Here is a 15543-nt window from a genome sequence, read left to right on the forward strand (position 1 = left end):
TGCTCGACAGCATGACTGCGCGCGTCGGGATCGTCGTCCGTACCCGGCGGCGGCCGGACTTCCTCCGACGGGCGCTCAGCGACATCGGCGCTCAGACCTTCGTCGACCACCGGGTCATCGTGGTGAACGACGGGGGAGACCCCGCCGAGGTCGAATCGATCGTCTCGGGGGCCGGCCTCGACGTCTCCGCCCTACACATCGCGGACGGTGAGGGCGGTCGCTGCGTCGCTGCGAATCGGGGTGTTCGCGACGTTGGTACCGAGTATGTCGTGCTTCACGACGACGACGATCGCTGGCATCCCGAGTTCCTCTCTCGAACCCTCGCGTGGCTCGACGCGACCCCTTCTGACGCGGCCGTCGCCGTGCCGACAGAGATCGTCTACGAAGAGAAGCGCGAAGGTGCATGGGTCGAGGTCGGGCGGGCGCCGTTCTGGGCGGGTATGCAACGCATCTCGCTGACCGAGATGCTCAGCGTGAACCGGGCTGTCCCCATTTCGGTTCTCTATCGGCGGTCGATCCACAACGAGATCGGTTGGTACGACGAGTCGCTCGACGCCGTGGAGGACTGGGATCTCTACCTTCGGATCCTTCGGCACGGGGGGATCGGCTTCCTCCCGGGAGAAGCGCTCGCTTTCTGGACGCAGAGACCGGATGCCACGGGCCTCGACGCCAACAGCATGTTCGCCCTCACCGAGGTGCACGCCGTCGATGATGCGCGGGTACGTGATCGTGCGCTCGCGGAGTGGATCGGGCGCGAGGGCGACGGGCTGCCGCTGTACCTGGCGGCGTTGCAGGCGGAGCCTCAAGGCGCATGTCGATGAGCGGCTTGCGGCAAGTGCGGCTCGGGTGCGTGCGGAGATCCGGGATGATCTTCGACATGAGCTCGATGCTCACCAGCCGTTGTGGTCGCGCGTGCGGAGATTGCGTCGACGGATCTCCCGTCAGTGAAGACCTGGCGTTTCGCGGCGTGGGCGGCTGCGGGTTCCTCGCCGCACCCGCATAATATTGCCGTGAAGTACGCCATCGACGCCGCCGTTTCGTCCTCCCTCCGGCGCACGCGCGTCGTGCTGCCCGTCTTGCTCCTCGCCGGGGTGCTCACATTCTCCGGATGTGCCGGGACCTCCGGCTCTGCCACTCCGACTCCGACCACGTCGGGGCCCACTGCTACGCCTACGGTCTCGCCCGACGCCACCGGGACGCCGTCTCCCGCTCCCACCGCGGGGGGCTCCGAGGCGACGGCGGCACCTTTCAACGGGGAGATCCTCATCGTCACCTCCGAGGTCCGCGACGGTGCTCTACAGGTTTCCGCGATGGTTCCCGGGGTTTCCGAGTCCGGTGGAACGTGCTCGCTCACGCTCGTCTCCTCGGGGGCGACGGTCGACTCCGCCGCGAACGAGGGCAAGGACGTGACCTACTGCGGCCTCATGACGATCGCCGTCGGCGACGAGGCCGACCCGGCTTTCCAGGTCACATACTCATCGCGCACGACCTCGGCCAAGTCCGCAGTGACGACGGTCGAGCCGGCCTCGTGATCGGTCCCACCCGCTGGCGCCGCTTCGCGGCGGCGGTCGCGGTGTGGGCCGGTGCGCTCGCGTTGCTCGTCGCCGCGCCTCTGGCGCTGCCGGCCACGATCGCTCCGGTGGATTCCGCGGCGGCCGCCGATGCAGCAGATTGGAACCCGGGCAACATTATCGATGATTCCGTCTTCTACGACGGCAATGCGATGGGTTCCCCCGAAATCCAGGCCTTCATGGAGCGCCAAGTGCGCAGCTGCCAGTCCGGGTACACATGCGTCAAGGACTACCGACAGAACACCGACAATCGGCCCGTCGACAAGTACTGCAATGGCTACTCGGGCGCGCCGAACGAAAGTGCCTCGACCATCATCGACAAGGTTGCCCGCTCTTGCGGCATCAGCCAGAAAGCGCTTCTCGTCCTGCTGCAGAAGGAGCAGGGCCTGATCACGTCGACAGCGCCGTCGTCGTGGAATTACTCCGCCGCCACCGGCCAGGGGTGCCCCGACACGGCTCCATGCGACGCGGCAACCGCCGGATTCTTTTATCAGGTCTATTACGCGGCCCGTCAGTTCGAGGTCTACCGCCTCAACCCGACGTGGTGGGGTTATCAGTCGGGCCGATGGAACAACATCCTCTACAACCCCAACGGCGGGTGTGGCACTCAACGCGTCTACATCGAGAACGCCGCGACCGCGGGCCTCTACATCTACACCCCGTACGTGCCGAACCAGGCCGCGCTGAACAACCTCTACGGCACGGGTGACGGCTGCTCCGCTTACGGTAACCGCAACTTCTGGCGGACGTTCACGGACTGGTTCGGGTCCACACGGGCACAGGGCAACCCCTCGGGGCCATTCGGCTCGGTCGATACCATTTACGCGGTTCCCGGGGGCTTCCGCGTCGAGGGGTGGACCGCCGATCCTGACACGGCGAACCCGATTCAGATCCAGATCCGCGTGGAAAGCGCCCTCACCACGGTCACCGCTGACGGCTACCGCGCCGATGTTGCGGCGGCGTATCCGGCATTGGGTGGAAATCACGCGTTCTCCGCGTACGTCCCCGCCGCGCAGGAGGGAAATAACAATGTCTGCGTAACCGGCGTGAACGTCGGCGCGGGGCGCGACCAGCAGCTGAAATGCTCCGCAGTCACCGCGATGGCCGGGTCGCCTTTCGGAAACCTCGAGGGGGTCGATGCGCGCTCCGGCGCGATCTCGGTTGGTGGATGGGCCATCGACCCGGATACAACATCGCCCATCGCCGTCCACATCTACATTGATGGCGCGGGCACCGCCATTACCGCCGACAGCTCGCGCAATGATGTGGGCTCCTCCTACCCCGCCTACGGGGCCAACCACGGGTTCGGCGGTGTCCTGCCCGCTGACCCTGGTTCGCACACCGTCTGCGCCTACGGCATCAACGTCGGTCTGGGCGGAAATGTTCAGCTGGGCTGCCGAACGGTCGTCGTTCAGGCCCCTGTCGATCAGGGACGCGTTCCCTTCGGGGCGCTTGACGCCATAACAGTGAACGGTGCCTCGGTCTCGGCGAGCGGGTGGACCATCGACCCTGATACGGCACTGCCCATTCAGGTGCGGATGACCGCCAGCGGAAAGTCGTCGAACGCCACAGCGAACCTCCCCCGCTCAGACGTGGGAGCGGCTTACCCGAGCTACGGGGCCAATCACGGCTTTGCGTCGCAGCTTACGTTGATGGGAGGGTCCTACCAGGTCTGCGTCGTGGCGGTGAACAATGGCGCGGGGGGTGACACGACTCTCGGATGCCGCTCGGTCACCGTTGCGGTCCCAGATCGGTCTCGCGCCCCGATCGGCGTCATCGACGATGTATCGGTATCGGGCAACTCCGTCAACGTCAGCGGGTGGGCGCTCGACCTTGACACGGCCGCATCGATCCCTGTGCACATCTACGTCGGCAATGCGGGAGCTGCCTACACGGCTGACAAGTCCCGCCCCGACGTTGGAGCTGCCTATCCGCTGCAGGGCGGTCAGCATGGTTATTCGGAGAGAATCGCAGCACCGCCCGGACAGTCGAACGTCTGCGTTTACGCGATCAATAATGGTGACGGCGGAAACACCCTGATCGGGTGCCGGTCAATCACGGTTGCCGACCACTCCCGTCCGCCCATTGGCAATCTCGAGTCGGTCGGTGTCACCTCAGGCGCGGTCGTGGTGGGCGGCTGGGCTCTAGATCCCGATACGACCGATTCGATCGCTGTGCACGTTTACGTCGATGGTGTCGGGCGAGCGATCCTCGCCGATGTTCCGCGGGGCGATATCGGCGCAGCATTCGGGCTCGGTGATCGTCACGGTTTCTCGGCAACGGTTCCCGCGAGCCGCGGGTTGCACAACGTGTGTGTGTACCCGATTAACGACAACGGGGTGGGACCGAACAGCCTCCTTGGGTGTCGAAGCGTCACCGTTCCGTGACTGACACGAAGGAGGGGCGACCAATCATCCGGTCGCCCCTCCTTCGTTTTCGCCGTTCAGGCCGCTGTGTCCGATCAGGCTCGGAGGTAGAGGGCGAGGGCGTCTAGGCTAGGGAGGGTCTCGACTCCGGCGGCTTGTGAGCGTTTCAGGTCAAGAACGCTGTTTCGGGGGCGCGGTGCAACTGGTCCTTGCGCGTCGTGGAAGTACCGTTCGGTCGATACCGCGCCGACACGGTCGGGGTCGTGGCCAGTGAGACGGAAGACTTCTCGCGCGACGTCGTACCACGAGAGTGCATCGCCGGAACTGGTCACGTTATACGTGCCGAAGGGCGCGCCGGTCCTGAGGAAGTGACGGATCGACGACGCGATGTCGTCGGTGAAGGTGAGTCGGCCGATCTGATCGTCGACCACCTTCGGATCAACGCCTTTCTGCGCGAGCGAAGCCATGGTCCGGACGAAGTTCGAGCCCTGGCCGATGACCCAACTGGTACGCAGGATGTAGTGTCGCGGGACCGTCGACGCGATCGCGTCTCCCGCGGCCTTGGTCTGACCGTAGACACCCAGCGGCGAGAATGCCGATGACTCTTCGTAGGGATCCGCAGCCGAGCCGTCGAACACGTAGTCGCTCGAGATGTGAACGAGAGTGATGCCGTTCGCCGACGCGACACGCGCGAGAGCTGCAACGGCGCTAACGTTGGCGGCCCACGCCTGGCTGCGCCCCTCCGGCGACTCCGCGGCGTCTACCTGCGTATACGCGGCGGCGTTGATGATGGTGCCGTAGTCACGCCAGCGTCGGGCAACGTCCAGATCGGGCGAAGTGAGGTCGAGGTCGTCGCGCGCCGCGTACTCGATCCAGGGATGCTCACCGAACTCCGCGCGGAGAGCCCGGCCGAGCTGACCGTTCGCACCGGTGACGAGGAGCTTCTGCGGTGGCATCGGGACCACGTCGGACAGTCGCGGGTGCGCCCTGTCTTTCGCGCTGATCTCGACCTCGGACAGGGGGATGGGCCACTCGATGGCGGCCGTCTCATCTGCCAGGTTCAGGAAGGTATACGTCGCGTCGGGCGACCAGTGATCGTTCACGAGGTAGGTGTACGCGGTGTCGGCTTCGAGGGTCTGGTACGAGTTGCCGACTCCGCGCGGAACGAAGATCGCCGTCGACGGGTCGAGCTCGGTCGTGAACACGGCGCCGAAGGTCTCGCCCTCGCGGAGGTCGACCCACGCGCCGAAGATGCGCCCGGTCGCGACCGAGACGTACTTGTCCCAGGGTTCCGCGTGGATGCCACGGGTCGTGCCGACGGCGTCGTTGAACGAAATGTTGTTCTGGACCGGACCGAAGTCCGGCAGATCGACGCCGGCGGAGATCATCTTCTCGCGCTGCCAGTTCTCCTTGAACCATCCGCGTGCATCCCCGTGCACCGGCAGGTCGAGGACGACGAGACCGGGGATGGGCGTCTCGCGCACGGCGAGGGGCTTACCGAAGGCAATCGACATCGCGGTCACTGCCCCTTGCCGGCGTAGAACGCTTCGACGCCGTCCTTGGCGGGTGCCCACCAGGCTTCGTTGTCGCGGTACCAGTCGATGGTGGCGGCGAGTCCTGATTCGAAGTCCCCGTAGGTAGGAGCCCAGCCGAGCTCGGCACGGAGCTTGGTCGAGTCGATGGCGTAGCGCATGTCATGACCGGGACGATCTGCGACGAGGTCGTACGCGTCCGTCGGCTGACCGGCGATCTGCAGGATCAGCTCGACGACGCTCTTGTTGTCCTTCTCGCCATCGGCGCCGATGAGGTACGTCTCGCCGATCTCGCCCTTGTCGAGGATTGTGAGGACAGCGGAGGAGTGGTCGTCGGCGTGGATCCAGTCGCGGACGTTCTCTCCGGTGCCGTACAGCTTGGGGCGAACTCCGCGCAGCACGTTGGTGATCTGGCGGGGGATGAACTTCTCCACGTGCTGGTAGGGCCCGTAGTTGTTCGAGCAGTTGCTGATGGTGGCGCGTAAGCCGAACGAACGCACCCATGCCCGCACCAACAGGTCGGATCCGGCTTTGGTCGACGAGTACGGCGACGAGGGGTTGTACGGCGTCTGCTCCGTAAAGCGCGCCGGGTCGTCGAGTTCGAGGTCGCCGTAGACCTCGTCCGTGGAGATGTGGTGGAAGCGCACGTCATGGCGGCGCGCGGCCTCGAGCAGCGTGTAGGTACCGATGATGTTCGTGTCGAGGAACGGGCGCGGATCATGCAGGGAGTTGTCGTTGTGCGACTCGGCGGCGTAGTGCACGACGGCGTCGGCTTCCTCGACGAGCGGGTCGACGGCGGCCGCATCGGCGATGTCGCCCACCACGAGGCGGACGCGGTCGGCGGGAAGCCCCTCCAAAGAAGCACGGTTGCCGGCGTATGTCAGCTTGTCGAGCACGGTCACCGTGTGTTCGGTGTGCGCGATGACGTGATGCACGAAATTGGACCCGATGAAACCGGCGCCACCGGTGACGAGAAGACGCATGAGGTCAGGTTAGTCGGGATCGCCGGATCTTCCTGATGACGCCGGTTTGGCCGCTTCCGCGAAAATCGACGAGACTGGCAGCATGCGTGGCATCATTCTCGCGGGCGGAACCGGGTCGCGACTGCACCCCATCACGCTCGGCGTTTCCAAGCAGCTCGTCCCCGTCTATGACAAGCCGATGATCTACTACCCGCTGTCCACTCTCATCCTGGCGGGGGTTCGCGACATCCTGGTCATCACGACGCCGTCCGACGCCGGGCAGTTCGAGCGCCTCCTGGGCGACGGTTCGGCCTTCGGCGTTTCCATCACGTACAAGCAGCAGCCTTCGCCCGACGGCCTGGCCCAGGCGTTCGTCCTCGGAGCAGACCACATAGGGTCCGATTCGGTGGCCCTCGTGCTCGGCGACAACATCTTCTACGGACAGGGCATGGGAACACGCCTCCGTCGGTACAATCACCTCGACGGCGGTGTCGTCTTCGGCTATTGGGTGGACGACCCCTCCGCGTATGGCGTCGTCGAGTTCGACTCCTCGGGGGCGGTCGTCTCGCTCGAGGAGAAGCCCGTCGCACCCAAGAGCAACTACGCCGTACCGGGGTTGTACTTCTACGACAACGCCGTCGTCGACATCGCCCGGAATCTCCGGCCGTCGCCGCGCGGCGAGCTCGAGATCACCGACGTGAATCGGGCCTATCTTGACGAGGGCAAGCTCAAGGTCGAGATTCTTCCGCGAGGCACGGCGTGGCTCGACACCGGCACCTTCGATTCGCTGAGCGAAGCGACCGAATTCATCCGCACGGTCGAAAAACGCCAGGGTCTGTCTATTGGCTGCCCGGAGGAGGTCGCCTGGCGGATGGGTTTCTTGACAGACGACGAGCTGCGGACGCGCGCAGAGAGCCTGGCCAAGAGTGGATACGGCGACTATCTGATCAAGGCATTGGCGCAGGGGCAGGTGCGACCGGGTGAATGACTCCACTGTCCCCGTCCGGTTTCCTCTCGGGGGGACACGCGGCGCGATCTTCTCCGCTCAGGCGCGCAGCGGCCGACTGACAGATGCCACTCTCTACTCGTTGTCGGCTCTCCGTGAGCACGTCGATCATTTGCTCCTCGTTGTCGGAGGCCTCGATGCGCAAGGTCGATCGGAGGCTGAGTCGCTCGCTGATCGCGTCGTGGGCGTGGGCCCGAACGTGCATGGTTTGTGGGCGTATGCCGAAGGCCTGCGCGCCTGGGGTTCCGCGGAGCGCACGTTCGACGAGATCGTCCTCACGGGGGATGGGTGGTTCGGTCCGGTGAGCCCTCTGGGCCCCGTGATCGAACGCATGGAGGCCCGCTACCTCGATATGTGGTCGATCACGGATCGCCGGGATGCCCGGCACCGCGACCGATCAGAGGGCCGCGACGGCGCCGTGCGCCTGAGCGCCTATTGGATAGCGGTCCGGCGCCGGGTCCGCGAGTCGAGCGCGTGGGGAAAATTCTGGTCTCACCTCCCGGCGCGTCCGGGCCACAGCTGGGAGGTGCGCAACGCCGAGTCCCATCTCAGCGAGGTCGTGACCCGTGCGGGCTTCCGCATCGGTGCGGCTTTCGCCAGCGATGACTACCCGGCTGAGCATCCCGACATGTTCAACGTCGACCTTCTCATTGAGGACGGCTGTCCCGCGGTCGCCCGGGAAGTCCTGGACGGGTATCCGTTGTTTTATGACCAGCACGCCATCGCTGGTCGCCGGATCTCGGCCGCCATGGCCGCGCGGGGCTATCCGGTGGGCCTGATGTGGTCCGATCTTGCACGCACGTGCCCGCCCAAACGCGTACACACCAACGGAGCCATGTTCGAGATTCTGCCCGCCACGGAGCGTGCTCCCGGGCGCGATGCGATGACAGTACTCGCGGTGGTCCACGTTCTCGACATCGAAGTCCTCACCGACGTCGTCGGACGCGTCGCGGCGATCCCCGGTCTCGCTCGTGTCATCTTCACCCTTTCAGAGGAGTCGACCCGCACGGCGGTCGAGACGGCGTGGAGCAGAACCTCTGTCTCGAGGGATGTGCCCTGTGAGGTCAGAGCCGCAACCACTCGCCGGCAGGCCGACACCGCCGTCGTGTTCGACGAGTGTCGTGACGTGGTGTTCTCCGACGACATAGACCTCGTCGTGGCGTTGCACACGGGGGTCGAAGAGCGTCTTTCGCACAACGCAGCTCGCTACTTCCGTCGGCAGCAGTACGACTGCCTTCTGGGCGGTGACGCGGGGTACGCAGCGAACATCATCGAGCTCTTCCGGCGCGAAGCCGAGCTGGGCCTGGTGTTCCCCCCGACTCCTCATATCGGGATGTCGACGCTCGGCGACGGGTGGGTGGGGCAGCGTTCGCGCGCCGAACGCGTCCTCACGAAACTCGGCGTCAATGTGCCGCTCGATTGGGCGAGCCCACACGCCCCCGTCGGGGGGATGTGGTGGGGTCGGCCGGACGCGGTGCGTCTGCTTGCCGAAGAGCGGTGGGGGACCGATTCCGCCGCCAGCGCTGTGCATTCCCGTTTGCACGCCTACGTCGCCGGTGAACGCGGCTACTACACGCGAACGGCGGCGACGAGCGAGCATGCGGGCCTGAGTCATGGCTCTCTCGAGTACATCGGCGATCATATGGCGATGACCTCATACGGCTATCCGGCGGGCTACACCTCGCTCCTTCACCGGGCGGGGCCCGTGGGGTCGGGACGGGGCGTTGATTTCGCTCGCATGTGGCTTCGATATCGGCATCCGGGCTGGTTGGGCACCATCTCGCGCGTCGGTCGACTTGCACGGCGGATGCGCCGCGTCGTGCGCAGAGCAGCCCGGTCCGAACGGAGGGAGAATTGATGCCCGGTCCAGGTCGTTTTCCCGAATCGGGCTCGCGCGCTGTCGTCTACGTCATATACGACCGTCGAGGTCGCGTCGACGACTTCGTTCTGCATGCGCTGTCAGGTCTGCGTGAACACGCCGATCGCATCATCGCGGTCGTTAACGGGGTGCTCCTCGAGGACGCCCGGGCTCGGCTTGAGGCGGTGGCAGACGACGTCCTCCAGCGCGAGAACACCGGAATGGACATCTGGGGGCAGAAAGCTGGCCTCGAGTTCCTCGGCGACGACATCGCGCGGTACGACGAAGTCATCCTCACAAACGACACATGGTTCGGGCCCGTACGCCCCTTCGCTCCGGTTTTTGCGGATATGGATGCCAGCGAAGTCGACTTCTGGGGTCTCACTGATCACCCGCGGGTCGAGCAGAACTCGTCCTGGACGGGTGAGGTCATCCCCTACCATCTTCAGTCTTTCTGGATCGCGGTCCGCCGCCGGATGTTTACCTCGGACGTCTGGCGTGATTACTGGCGGTCGCTCCCTGTACTCGAGGATTGGACGGAGGCCGTCACGCTGCACGAGGTGACGTTCACCGAGCGGTTCAGTTCTGCCGGATATACGCACCGCGTGGCCTTCGGTCACGAGCGATACGACACCGAGAACCCGTCGATCTTCAACGCGGAGCAGCTGCTCGATGACGGGTGTCCGATTGTCAAGCGCAAGCCGTTCTTCTTCTGGCCCGTAACCATGGACCACGAGGCGTCCATCGGCAAGTGGCTGATCGAGAAGGTCGAGTCCTTCGGCTACTCACGCGACCTCATCCTCCCCAACCTCGCTCGCAACTCTCCGCCGCGAGATGTGACGACCGATCTGGGCATGCTCGACATCCTCTCTGACGTCGACGTTTCGTACGATCCGTCGAATCCGCTGCGTGTGGTGCTCGTAGCACACATTTTCTATGTGGACATGACAGACGAGATCCTTGACCGTGGTGATCTCCTGCCGTGCGACTACGACCTCGTGGTGACCACTCCCGACGCCCATCGTGCTCGAGAGATCGAGGGCATCCTCCACACGCGGCGTCGCCCCGGTCGACGGACCGAGGTACGCGTGTTGCCGTCGAACGACGGACGAGATCAGAGCGCTTTCCTCATCGCCTGTCGCGACCTCATCCTGGGTGACGCGTATGACGTCATTGTGAAGGTGCACACGAAGCGGACGCCGCAGCAGGGGTACGCCGTAGGGCAGCACTTCAAGGGACAGCAGCTCGACAACCTCCTGCCGACGGCGGGCTACGCGGCGAACCTCATCGGGCTGTTCCAACGCGAGGAGGGGCTCGGACTTACCTACCCCCCGATGATCCACATCGGGCATGGCACTCTGGGGCATGCATGGTGGGGTAACCGTCCGCGTTTCGAACACGTCGCGGCGCAACTGGGTATCGCGGTGCCGGTCGACACCGTCTCCCCTCTCGCCCCCTTCGGGTCGATGTACGCCGCTCGTCCGGAGGCGCTCCGGTTGCTTGCCGAGCGGGAGTGGCGGTACGAGGAGTTCGGCGGAAAAGACGCATACAAGGACGGCGGCCTTGCCCACGTGCTGGAACGCCTCCCCTCCTACGCGGCGGCCGAGCGAGGCTTTCACACTCGCACGGTCTTGACCGCCGAGTATGCGGCTCTGAGCCACACCTCCCTCGAATTCAAAGTCGATGAGATGGCGGCGACGCTCCCCGGCTCCCTCCGTGACAAGACCCTGTTCCTGCACCGAGCTGGTTGGATCGGCACCGGGCGGGCCGTCGATTTCCTCGAGATGTACCTACGCTTCAACAAGCCGCATCAGCTGGCCCGGTGGCAGAGTGTGCGCGGTGCGGTCGCGCGCCCGCGTCGAGTCGTGAACGCCGTTCGTCGTTTTCTCGGTACCACGCGCACCTGACGCACCTGAGAGCGCCGTGAGAGAGGACTCAGGCGACGCCCGGTAGGATCGAGTTATCCCGAAAGACGATGGTCAGGCTTGGAAAAAATAGAACGATTTGCGGCCTTGGAAGAGCTCCCGTTCTCAACGGTCGACGCCAAAGGCATGAGTTTCCCCGGCCGCGGGGGGAAGCTCCGAGAGCTGTACTCTCGACGCGATCTGCTGTTCCTTCTGGTCCGCCGGGACCTGCAAGCTCGCTACCGCGACAGCTTCCTCGGTTTCCTCTGGACTGTCATCCGGCCGCTGATCCAGTTCTTGATGTATTTCATTGTGCTCGGGCAGTTCCTCCGGGCCGCCGAAGGCATTCCGAACTTCGCCATCTACCTTTTCGCGGGCCTGACGCTTTACCAGTTCTTCAACGATACGGTGGCGGGTGCCACCGGGTCCATCTTGATGAATGGGGGACTTGTCAAGAAGATCTACCTGCCGCGTGAGATCTTCCCGTTCGCCAGCGTCGGTGGCGCCGGGTTCATGTTCTTGGTGCAGTTGGCCGTCCTCGTCATCGCTGCCTTGGTCTTTCAAGCACTACCGGCACCTGCGCAGATGCTCTGGTTCTTCCCGGCGCTCGGACTCGTGCTCATCTACGGCACGGCGATCGGCCTGCTGCTCAGCGCCGTGAATGTTTACCTGCGTGACATCCAGTACCTGACCGATGTCGTCCTGATGCTTGCGATGTGGGCCTCCCCGATCGTGTATTCCTGGCGAATGGTGAGCGATGTCATCGCTCGGTTCTCCTTGCCCTCGTGGGTCCTCGAGATCTACCTCGCCAACCCGCTGACGCTCGCCATTCTTGGGTTCCACAAGGCTTTCTGGGGTGCGGGAACGCCACAGGATTACCCCCCGGGCCTCGAGTTGCGCATGCTCGTTGCAGGTGTCGTCGGACTCGTCTTCCTGTTCATCTCGCACCGGGTGTTCACCCGTCTGCAAGGCAATTTTGCGCAGGAGCTGTGATGAGCATCGCCCACGCCCCGGTCGTCGTCCGCATCGACAAGGTACGCAAACGCTTCCGCGTACGCAGAGATAACAGCCTAAAAGACCGCATCGTCCACCTCGGGCGTCAGGGAAAGACCCATCGCGAGGACTTCATCGCGGTCAGGGACGTCTCCCTCGACATCGAGGCTGGTACCACGGTCGCTCTCATGGGGGCGAATGGATCCGGTAAGAGCACGCTGCTGAAGCTCATCGGAGGGATCGTCGCCCCGACCTCCGGGTCCATCCATACCCGCGGACGAATGGCTGCCCTGCTCGAACTCGGGGCCGGTTTTCACCCCGACCTGAGCGGACGTGAGAACATCTATCTGAATGCGTCGATCCTGGGCCTGACCCGTCCGGAGATCGACGCGCGATTCGGTGAGATAGTCGAGTTCAGCGGGATCGCAGACTTCATCGACACCGCGGTGAAGTTTTACTCCTCCGGGATGTATGTGCGTCTGGCCTTCTCCGTCGCCATCCACACCAATCCCGACATTCTGCTCGTGGACGAGGTCCTCGCCGTCGGCGACGAGGCCTTCCAACGCAAGTGCATGGATCGCATCGCCCAGTTCCGCGCTAACGGTTGCACGATCATTCTCGTCAGCCATTCTGCGCAGCAGGTCGCCGAGCTCTGCGATCGTGGAATCGTTCTCCGCAAGGGCGAGGTCGTCCATGATGGCGACGTCGATGAAGCGATCGGTGTCCTGCGCGATGTCCTCGAGGGTCGTGACGAGGCGAGCGCCGCGGAGGCGGCCGAACGTGCTCCCATCCGCGTCTCCGGGGTCGAGATCGTGGATGACCGCGGCGAGAAACGCCGCAGCTTTCTGTCGGCCGAGACGATCGGCATCCGGCTCGCTCTCGAATCCGACCATCCGATTTCGCGATGGGCCGCCGGGTTCAGCGTCAACACTCCGTTGGGACACATGGTGTTCGCGTCGAACACCGATCTGCTGAACACCAGCCTCCCGACAATGGAGGGTGAGATGACGGTCGACTTCAGGGTCGACGCCCTCCACCTCGGCGCTGGCACCTACCATGTGCACGCCAACGCCGTGGCGTCGGACGAGGGAGGGGTTCATGGCATCTCCCACGGAGCGACCTTCACGGTCGAAACTCCGGAGCAGACGCTCGGGACCACTACCGCGGACGTCTCGGTCTCGTTCGGCGAGCGCTAACGGCGGAGCTCGATTGCTGTTCGCAGGAGCGTGTCGGCCCGCGCGTCGAACGAGTGATCGCGGCGTACGGAGGCGGAGATCGCTTCCAGAGACCGGTCGTCCGGGAGAACGTCGTCGAGATCGTGCTCCAAGATGCGAAGCATCTCGGGAACCGAGCGATAGGTCGCGACGGCACCGTGAAAGAGCTCGGCGATGCCGGCCACGTCGTCGCTGACTGCACGCCCTCCCGCCGCGACCACGTCGAAGAGGCGGTTCGAGACGAATCCGTGCCGCTGCATCGCTGGCCAATGATCATTCAGCACGGCCCGCGCGCCCTCGTACAGCCGGGGCAACTGGTCGTTTGGAACTCCCTCGGCCCGGATGACCGCCGAGGGGATGTACCCGCGCCAATCCGGTCCATACACATCGACGGGCAACCCCGCGCGGACGGGCTCGACCACCGACGGTCGGGCGATCCCACGGGCTGTTCCAACGAAAACGAATCGGTTTGTTCGGAGGGTCCCCTGAGGCCGGAAGCGCGCGGCATCTGTGCACTGCAACAAGGGCAGGATCGGGCGGGCCCACGCCCTCGACGTTTCGTCTGCCCATTTTTCGGAAGCGGCGAACACCGCGTCGAAACCGGCTACGTCGGAGGCGGCGATCTCGTCGGGATGGCTGATGACCCAAAGCAGCGAGAGGGCGTCGGCCTGCGGTTCCAGGTGCTCGGGGCCGCGGAGTGCGAGCGAGACGTCGTCGAGGCCGGTCGTAGACCTGTTGCGAGCGGCGTAGGCGTCGATGACGACCTCTTGACCACGCCGTCGCAGCGCGCCGGCCAGGCCGCGGGCGAAATGGGTGTCGCCCCACGCCTCACCCGGTCGACCGGGGGGCGCGGCGATCTTCAGCGCCCATCGCAACGAGGGGACACGACTTCCATCTGCGAGGGTGACCGACGCAGGATTGCGCGCGAAGGCCGGGCCGGAGGGTCCCCAATGGGATACTCGCCATCCGCGCTGCGCGACCAACGGTTCGATGTCGGTGTCGGGGATGCCCGAAGCATCCTGGTCGAGGTCGTCGTCCGAAGCGGGGGCGCGCACGACGACGGTGGTGAGTGTGCGATGAGTCTTCGAGGCGTCTCCCGCGCGGTGGGCGAAGGTCATGCCCGCTCTCCGCCACGGAAAGATCTCAGGTCCGAGTGCGAAGGCGTCTTCGCTCGGCGCACCTGAGAGGAGATGGAAAGGGAGCCCGTCGTGCACGCCCAGTCCGGCAGAGGCGACCGCGCCGTCCCAGCCGAGCCAGAGGGGTGCGACGGGGCCATGGGCAGCTGCCTCGGCGAGCTGGATCAGGGACGGAGCGGAGATCTCGCTGTGCGGTCCTCGCACGATCAGCGTTGCTCCCTCGACCATTGCCTCCTCAACACGCTGGAGGAGCATGTCGTCATCGATCAGAAGGAACGTGTGTACGCGAGAGCTGCATAGCAAAGCCGCAGCGGATGTCGCTTCGGTGCCCCCGGGCGCAACAGCGACGATCAAAGCAGCCGACAGATCATCAGCAGCCCGAACGGCTTCTGCGAGGGGCCGTGCGGGCAGGCCCTCGTCTCGAGCCAATCGGCACACGACGACGTCAGTCGTGATTGGGGGAAGGATATGGTCGCCGCTTCCTGCGAGGATCTCGACGACCTGACGGTGCGCTTTCCTCCAGTCGACTGCTGTCTCGCCCGCGTTCGATGGCATCTCGATCGTTCCCGAGACGCGAGCGGCGCGCCAAGCGTGCCCGAGAGCCCGGCCCGGGGCTCGCCGGGACGTCGGGACCCGACGACCGTAACTCACCGCGTCCCAGGCGACGGATACGTCTACGTCATCGGCGTCGCTGACAAGGTACGCGTAGAGCGCAGGGACACGCCCCGCATCTGGCAGCTGGGAGGAGACGAGACGCTCCATGAAGAGAGGGTTCAGAGCGAAATCCCTGCGATATCCCGTGCGCGTATAGAGCCGGATCGCTCCGCGGATCGTCCGCGGACCGCCCTGAGCCTGCACGTAGTCGATGTCCACGACGTCCGCCGCACCAATGGTCCGTGCCCACCACCAGCGGTCGACCTCCCGAAGGGTGGGGGCGAGCAGGGGAAGGGAACGGGCGTGCCTCCAGACGGCTCGGGCTCGTCTCAGCATCCCCCGAGTAT

At 65.0% G+C, this 15543-nt stretch carries 11 protein-coding genes; 8 read left to right on the plus strand and 3 right to left on the minus strand.

Features of this window, described 5'->3' with window-relative positions; all coding sequences use genetic code 11:
• The first annotated feature begins 11 nt into the window (after positions 1-11).
• The 3 genes from OVA17_RS09725 to OVA17_RS09735 all read left to right on the plus strand — a co-directional run bounded on the left by OVA17_RS09725 (position 12) and on the right by OVA17_RS09735 (position 3958).
• A complete protein-coding gene (locus OVA17_RS09725) occupies positions 12-821 on the plus strand; it encodes a glycosyltransferase family 2 protein (RefSeq protein ID WP_267786350.1) in 810 nt (269 codons plus the stop codon).
• A gap of 189 nt (positions 822-1010) precedes the next feature.
• Positions 1011-1532 (plus strand): hypothetical protein, encoded by a 522-nt coding sequence (locus OVA17_RS09730; protein ID WP_267786351.1) that lies wholly within the window; start codon positions 1011-1013, stop codon positions 1530-1532.
• Entirely contained in the window at positions 1529-3958 is a 2430-nt protein-coding gene (locus OVA17_RS09735) for a hypothetical protein (protein ID WP_267786352.1), read from the plus strand. Before OVA17_RS09730 ends, OVA17_RS09735 begins: the two co-directional genes overlap by 4 nt.
• Before the next feature lie 74 nt (positions 3959-4032).
• Here the strand turns inward: OVA17_RS09735 and OVA17_RS09740 are convergent, their stop codons facing one another.
• Together OVA17_RS09740 and rfbB are read right to left on the minus strand one after the other, a co-directional pair.
• Positions 4033-5451, minus strand: coding sequence for a bifunctional dTDP-4-dehydrorhamnose 3,5-epimerase family protein/NAD(P)-dependent oxidoreductase (locus tag OVA17_RS09740; RefSeq protein WP_267786353.1), 1419 nt, complete (start codon positions 5449-5451; stop codon positions 4033-4035).
• A 5-nt stretch (positions 5452-5456) separates the two neighbouring features.
• Positions 5457-6452, minus strand: a complete 996-nt coding sequence (gene rfbB, locus OVA17_RS09745; RefSeq protein WP_267786355.1) for a dTDP-glucose 4,6-dehydratase — start codon at positions 6450-6452, stop codon at positions 5457-5459.
• Between the two features lie 82 nt (positions 6453-6534).
• On the opposite strand from rfbB, the gene rfbA reads away from it, so the two are divergent.
• The 5 genes from rfbA (at position 6535) to OVA17_RS09770 (ending at position 13388) form a co-directional block, all read left to right on the plus strand.
• Complete coding sequence (gene rfbA / locus OVA17_RS09750; RefSeq protein WP_267786356.1) at positions 6535-7419, plus strand: glucose-1-phosphate thymidylyltransferase RfbA; 885 nt, start codon at positions 6535-6537, stop codon at positions 7417-7419.
• Positions 7412-9295, plus strand: a complete 1884-nt coding sequence (locus tag OVA17_RS09755; protein ID WP_267786357.1) for a rhamnan synthesis F family protein — start codon at positions 7412-7414, stop codon at positions 9293-9295. The genes rfbA and OVA17_RS09755 overlap by 8 nt, the downstream gene beginning before the upstream one ends.
• A complete protein-coding gene (locus OVA17_RS09760; RefSeq protein WP_267786358.1) occupies positions 9295-11202 on the plus strand; it encodes a rhamnan synthesis F family protein in 1908 nt (635 codons plus the stop codon). Before OVA17_RS09755 ends, OVA17_RS09760 begins: the two co-directional genes overlap by 1 nt.
• A gap of 78 nt (positions 11203-11280) precedes the next feature.
• Complete coding sequence (locus OVA17_RS09765) at positions 11281-12192, plus strand: ABC transporter permease (protein WP_267786359.1); 912 nt, start codon at positions 11281-11283, stop codon at positions 12190-12192.
• The gene (locus OVA17_RS09770) at positions 12192-13388 is read left to right on the plus strand and encodes an ABC transporter ATP-binding protein (RefSeq protein WP_267786360.1); all 1197 of its coding nucleotides are present in this window, start codon (positions 12192-12194) and stop codon (positions 13386-13388) included. The genes OVA17_RS09765 and OVA17_RS09770 overlap by 1 nt, the downstream gene beginning before the upstream one ends.
• On the opposite strand, the gene OVA17_RS09775 is transcribed toward OVA17_RS09770, so the two are convergent.
• Entirely contained in the window at positions 13385-14770 is a 1386-nt protein-coding gene (locus tag OVA17_RS09775) for a CgeB family protein (RefSeq protein ID WP_267786361.1), read from the minus strand. The two genes, OVA17_RS09770 and OVA17_RS09775, sit on opposite strands and share 4 nt — an antisense overlap.
• Between the last annotated feature and the right edge of the window lie 773 nt (positions 14771-15543).

The organism is Microbacterium sp. SL75, from assembly GCF_026625865.1.
GTDB lineage: Bacteria > Actinomycetota > Actinomycetes > Actinomycetales > Microbacteriaceae > Microbacterium.

Bases quoted from the DNA above. Each gene is read 5' to 3' on its own strand.
- OVA17_RS09725 (WP_267786350.1), top strand. From the start codon at position 12: ATGACTGCGCGCGTCGGGATCGTCGTCCGTACCCGGCGGCGGCCGGAC.
- OVA17_RS09740 (WP_267786353.1), bottom strand. From the start codon at position 5,451: ATGTCGATTGCCTTCGGTAAGCCCCTCGCCGTGCGCGAGACGCCCATC.
- rfbB (WP_267786355.1), bottom strand. From the start codon at position 6,452: ATGCGTCTTCTCGTCACCGGTGGCGCCGGTTTCATCGGGTCCAATTTC.
- rfbA (WP_267786356.1), top strand. From the start codon at position 6,535: ATGCGTGGCATCATTCTCGCGGGCGGAACCGGGTCGCGACTGCACCCC.
- OVA17_RS09760 (WP_267786358.1), top strand. From the start codon at position 9,295: ATGCCCGGTCCAGGTCGTTTTCCCGAATCGGGCTCGCGCGCTGTCGTC.
- OVA17_RS09770 (WP_267786360.1), top strand. From the start codon at position 12,192: ATGAGCATCGCCCACGCCCCGGTCGTCGTCCGCATCGACAAGGTACGC.
- OVA17_RS09775 (WP_267786361.1), bottom strand. From the start codon at position 14,770: ATGGTCGAGGGAGCAACGCTGATCGTGCGAGGACCGCACAGCGAGATC.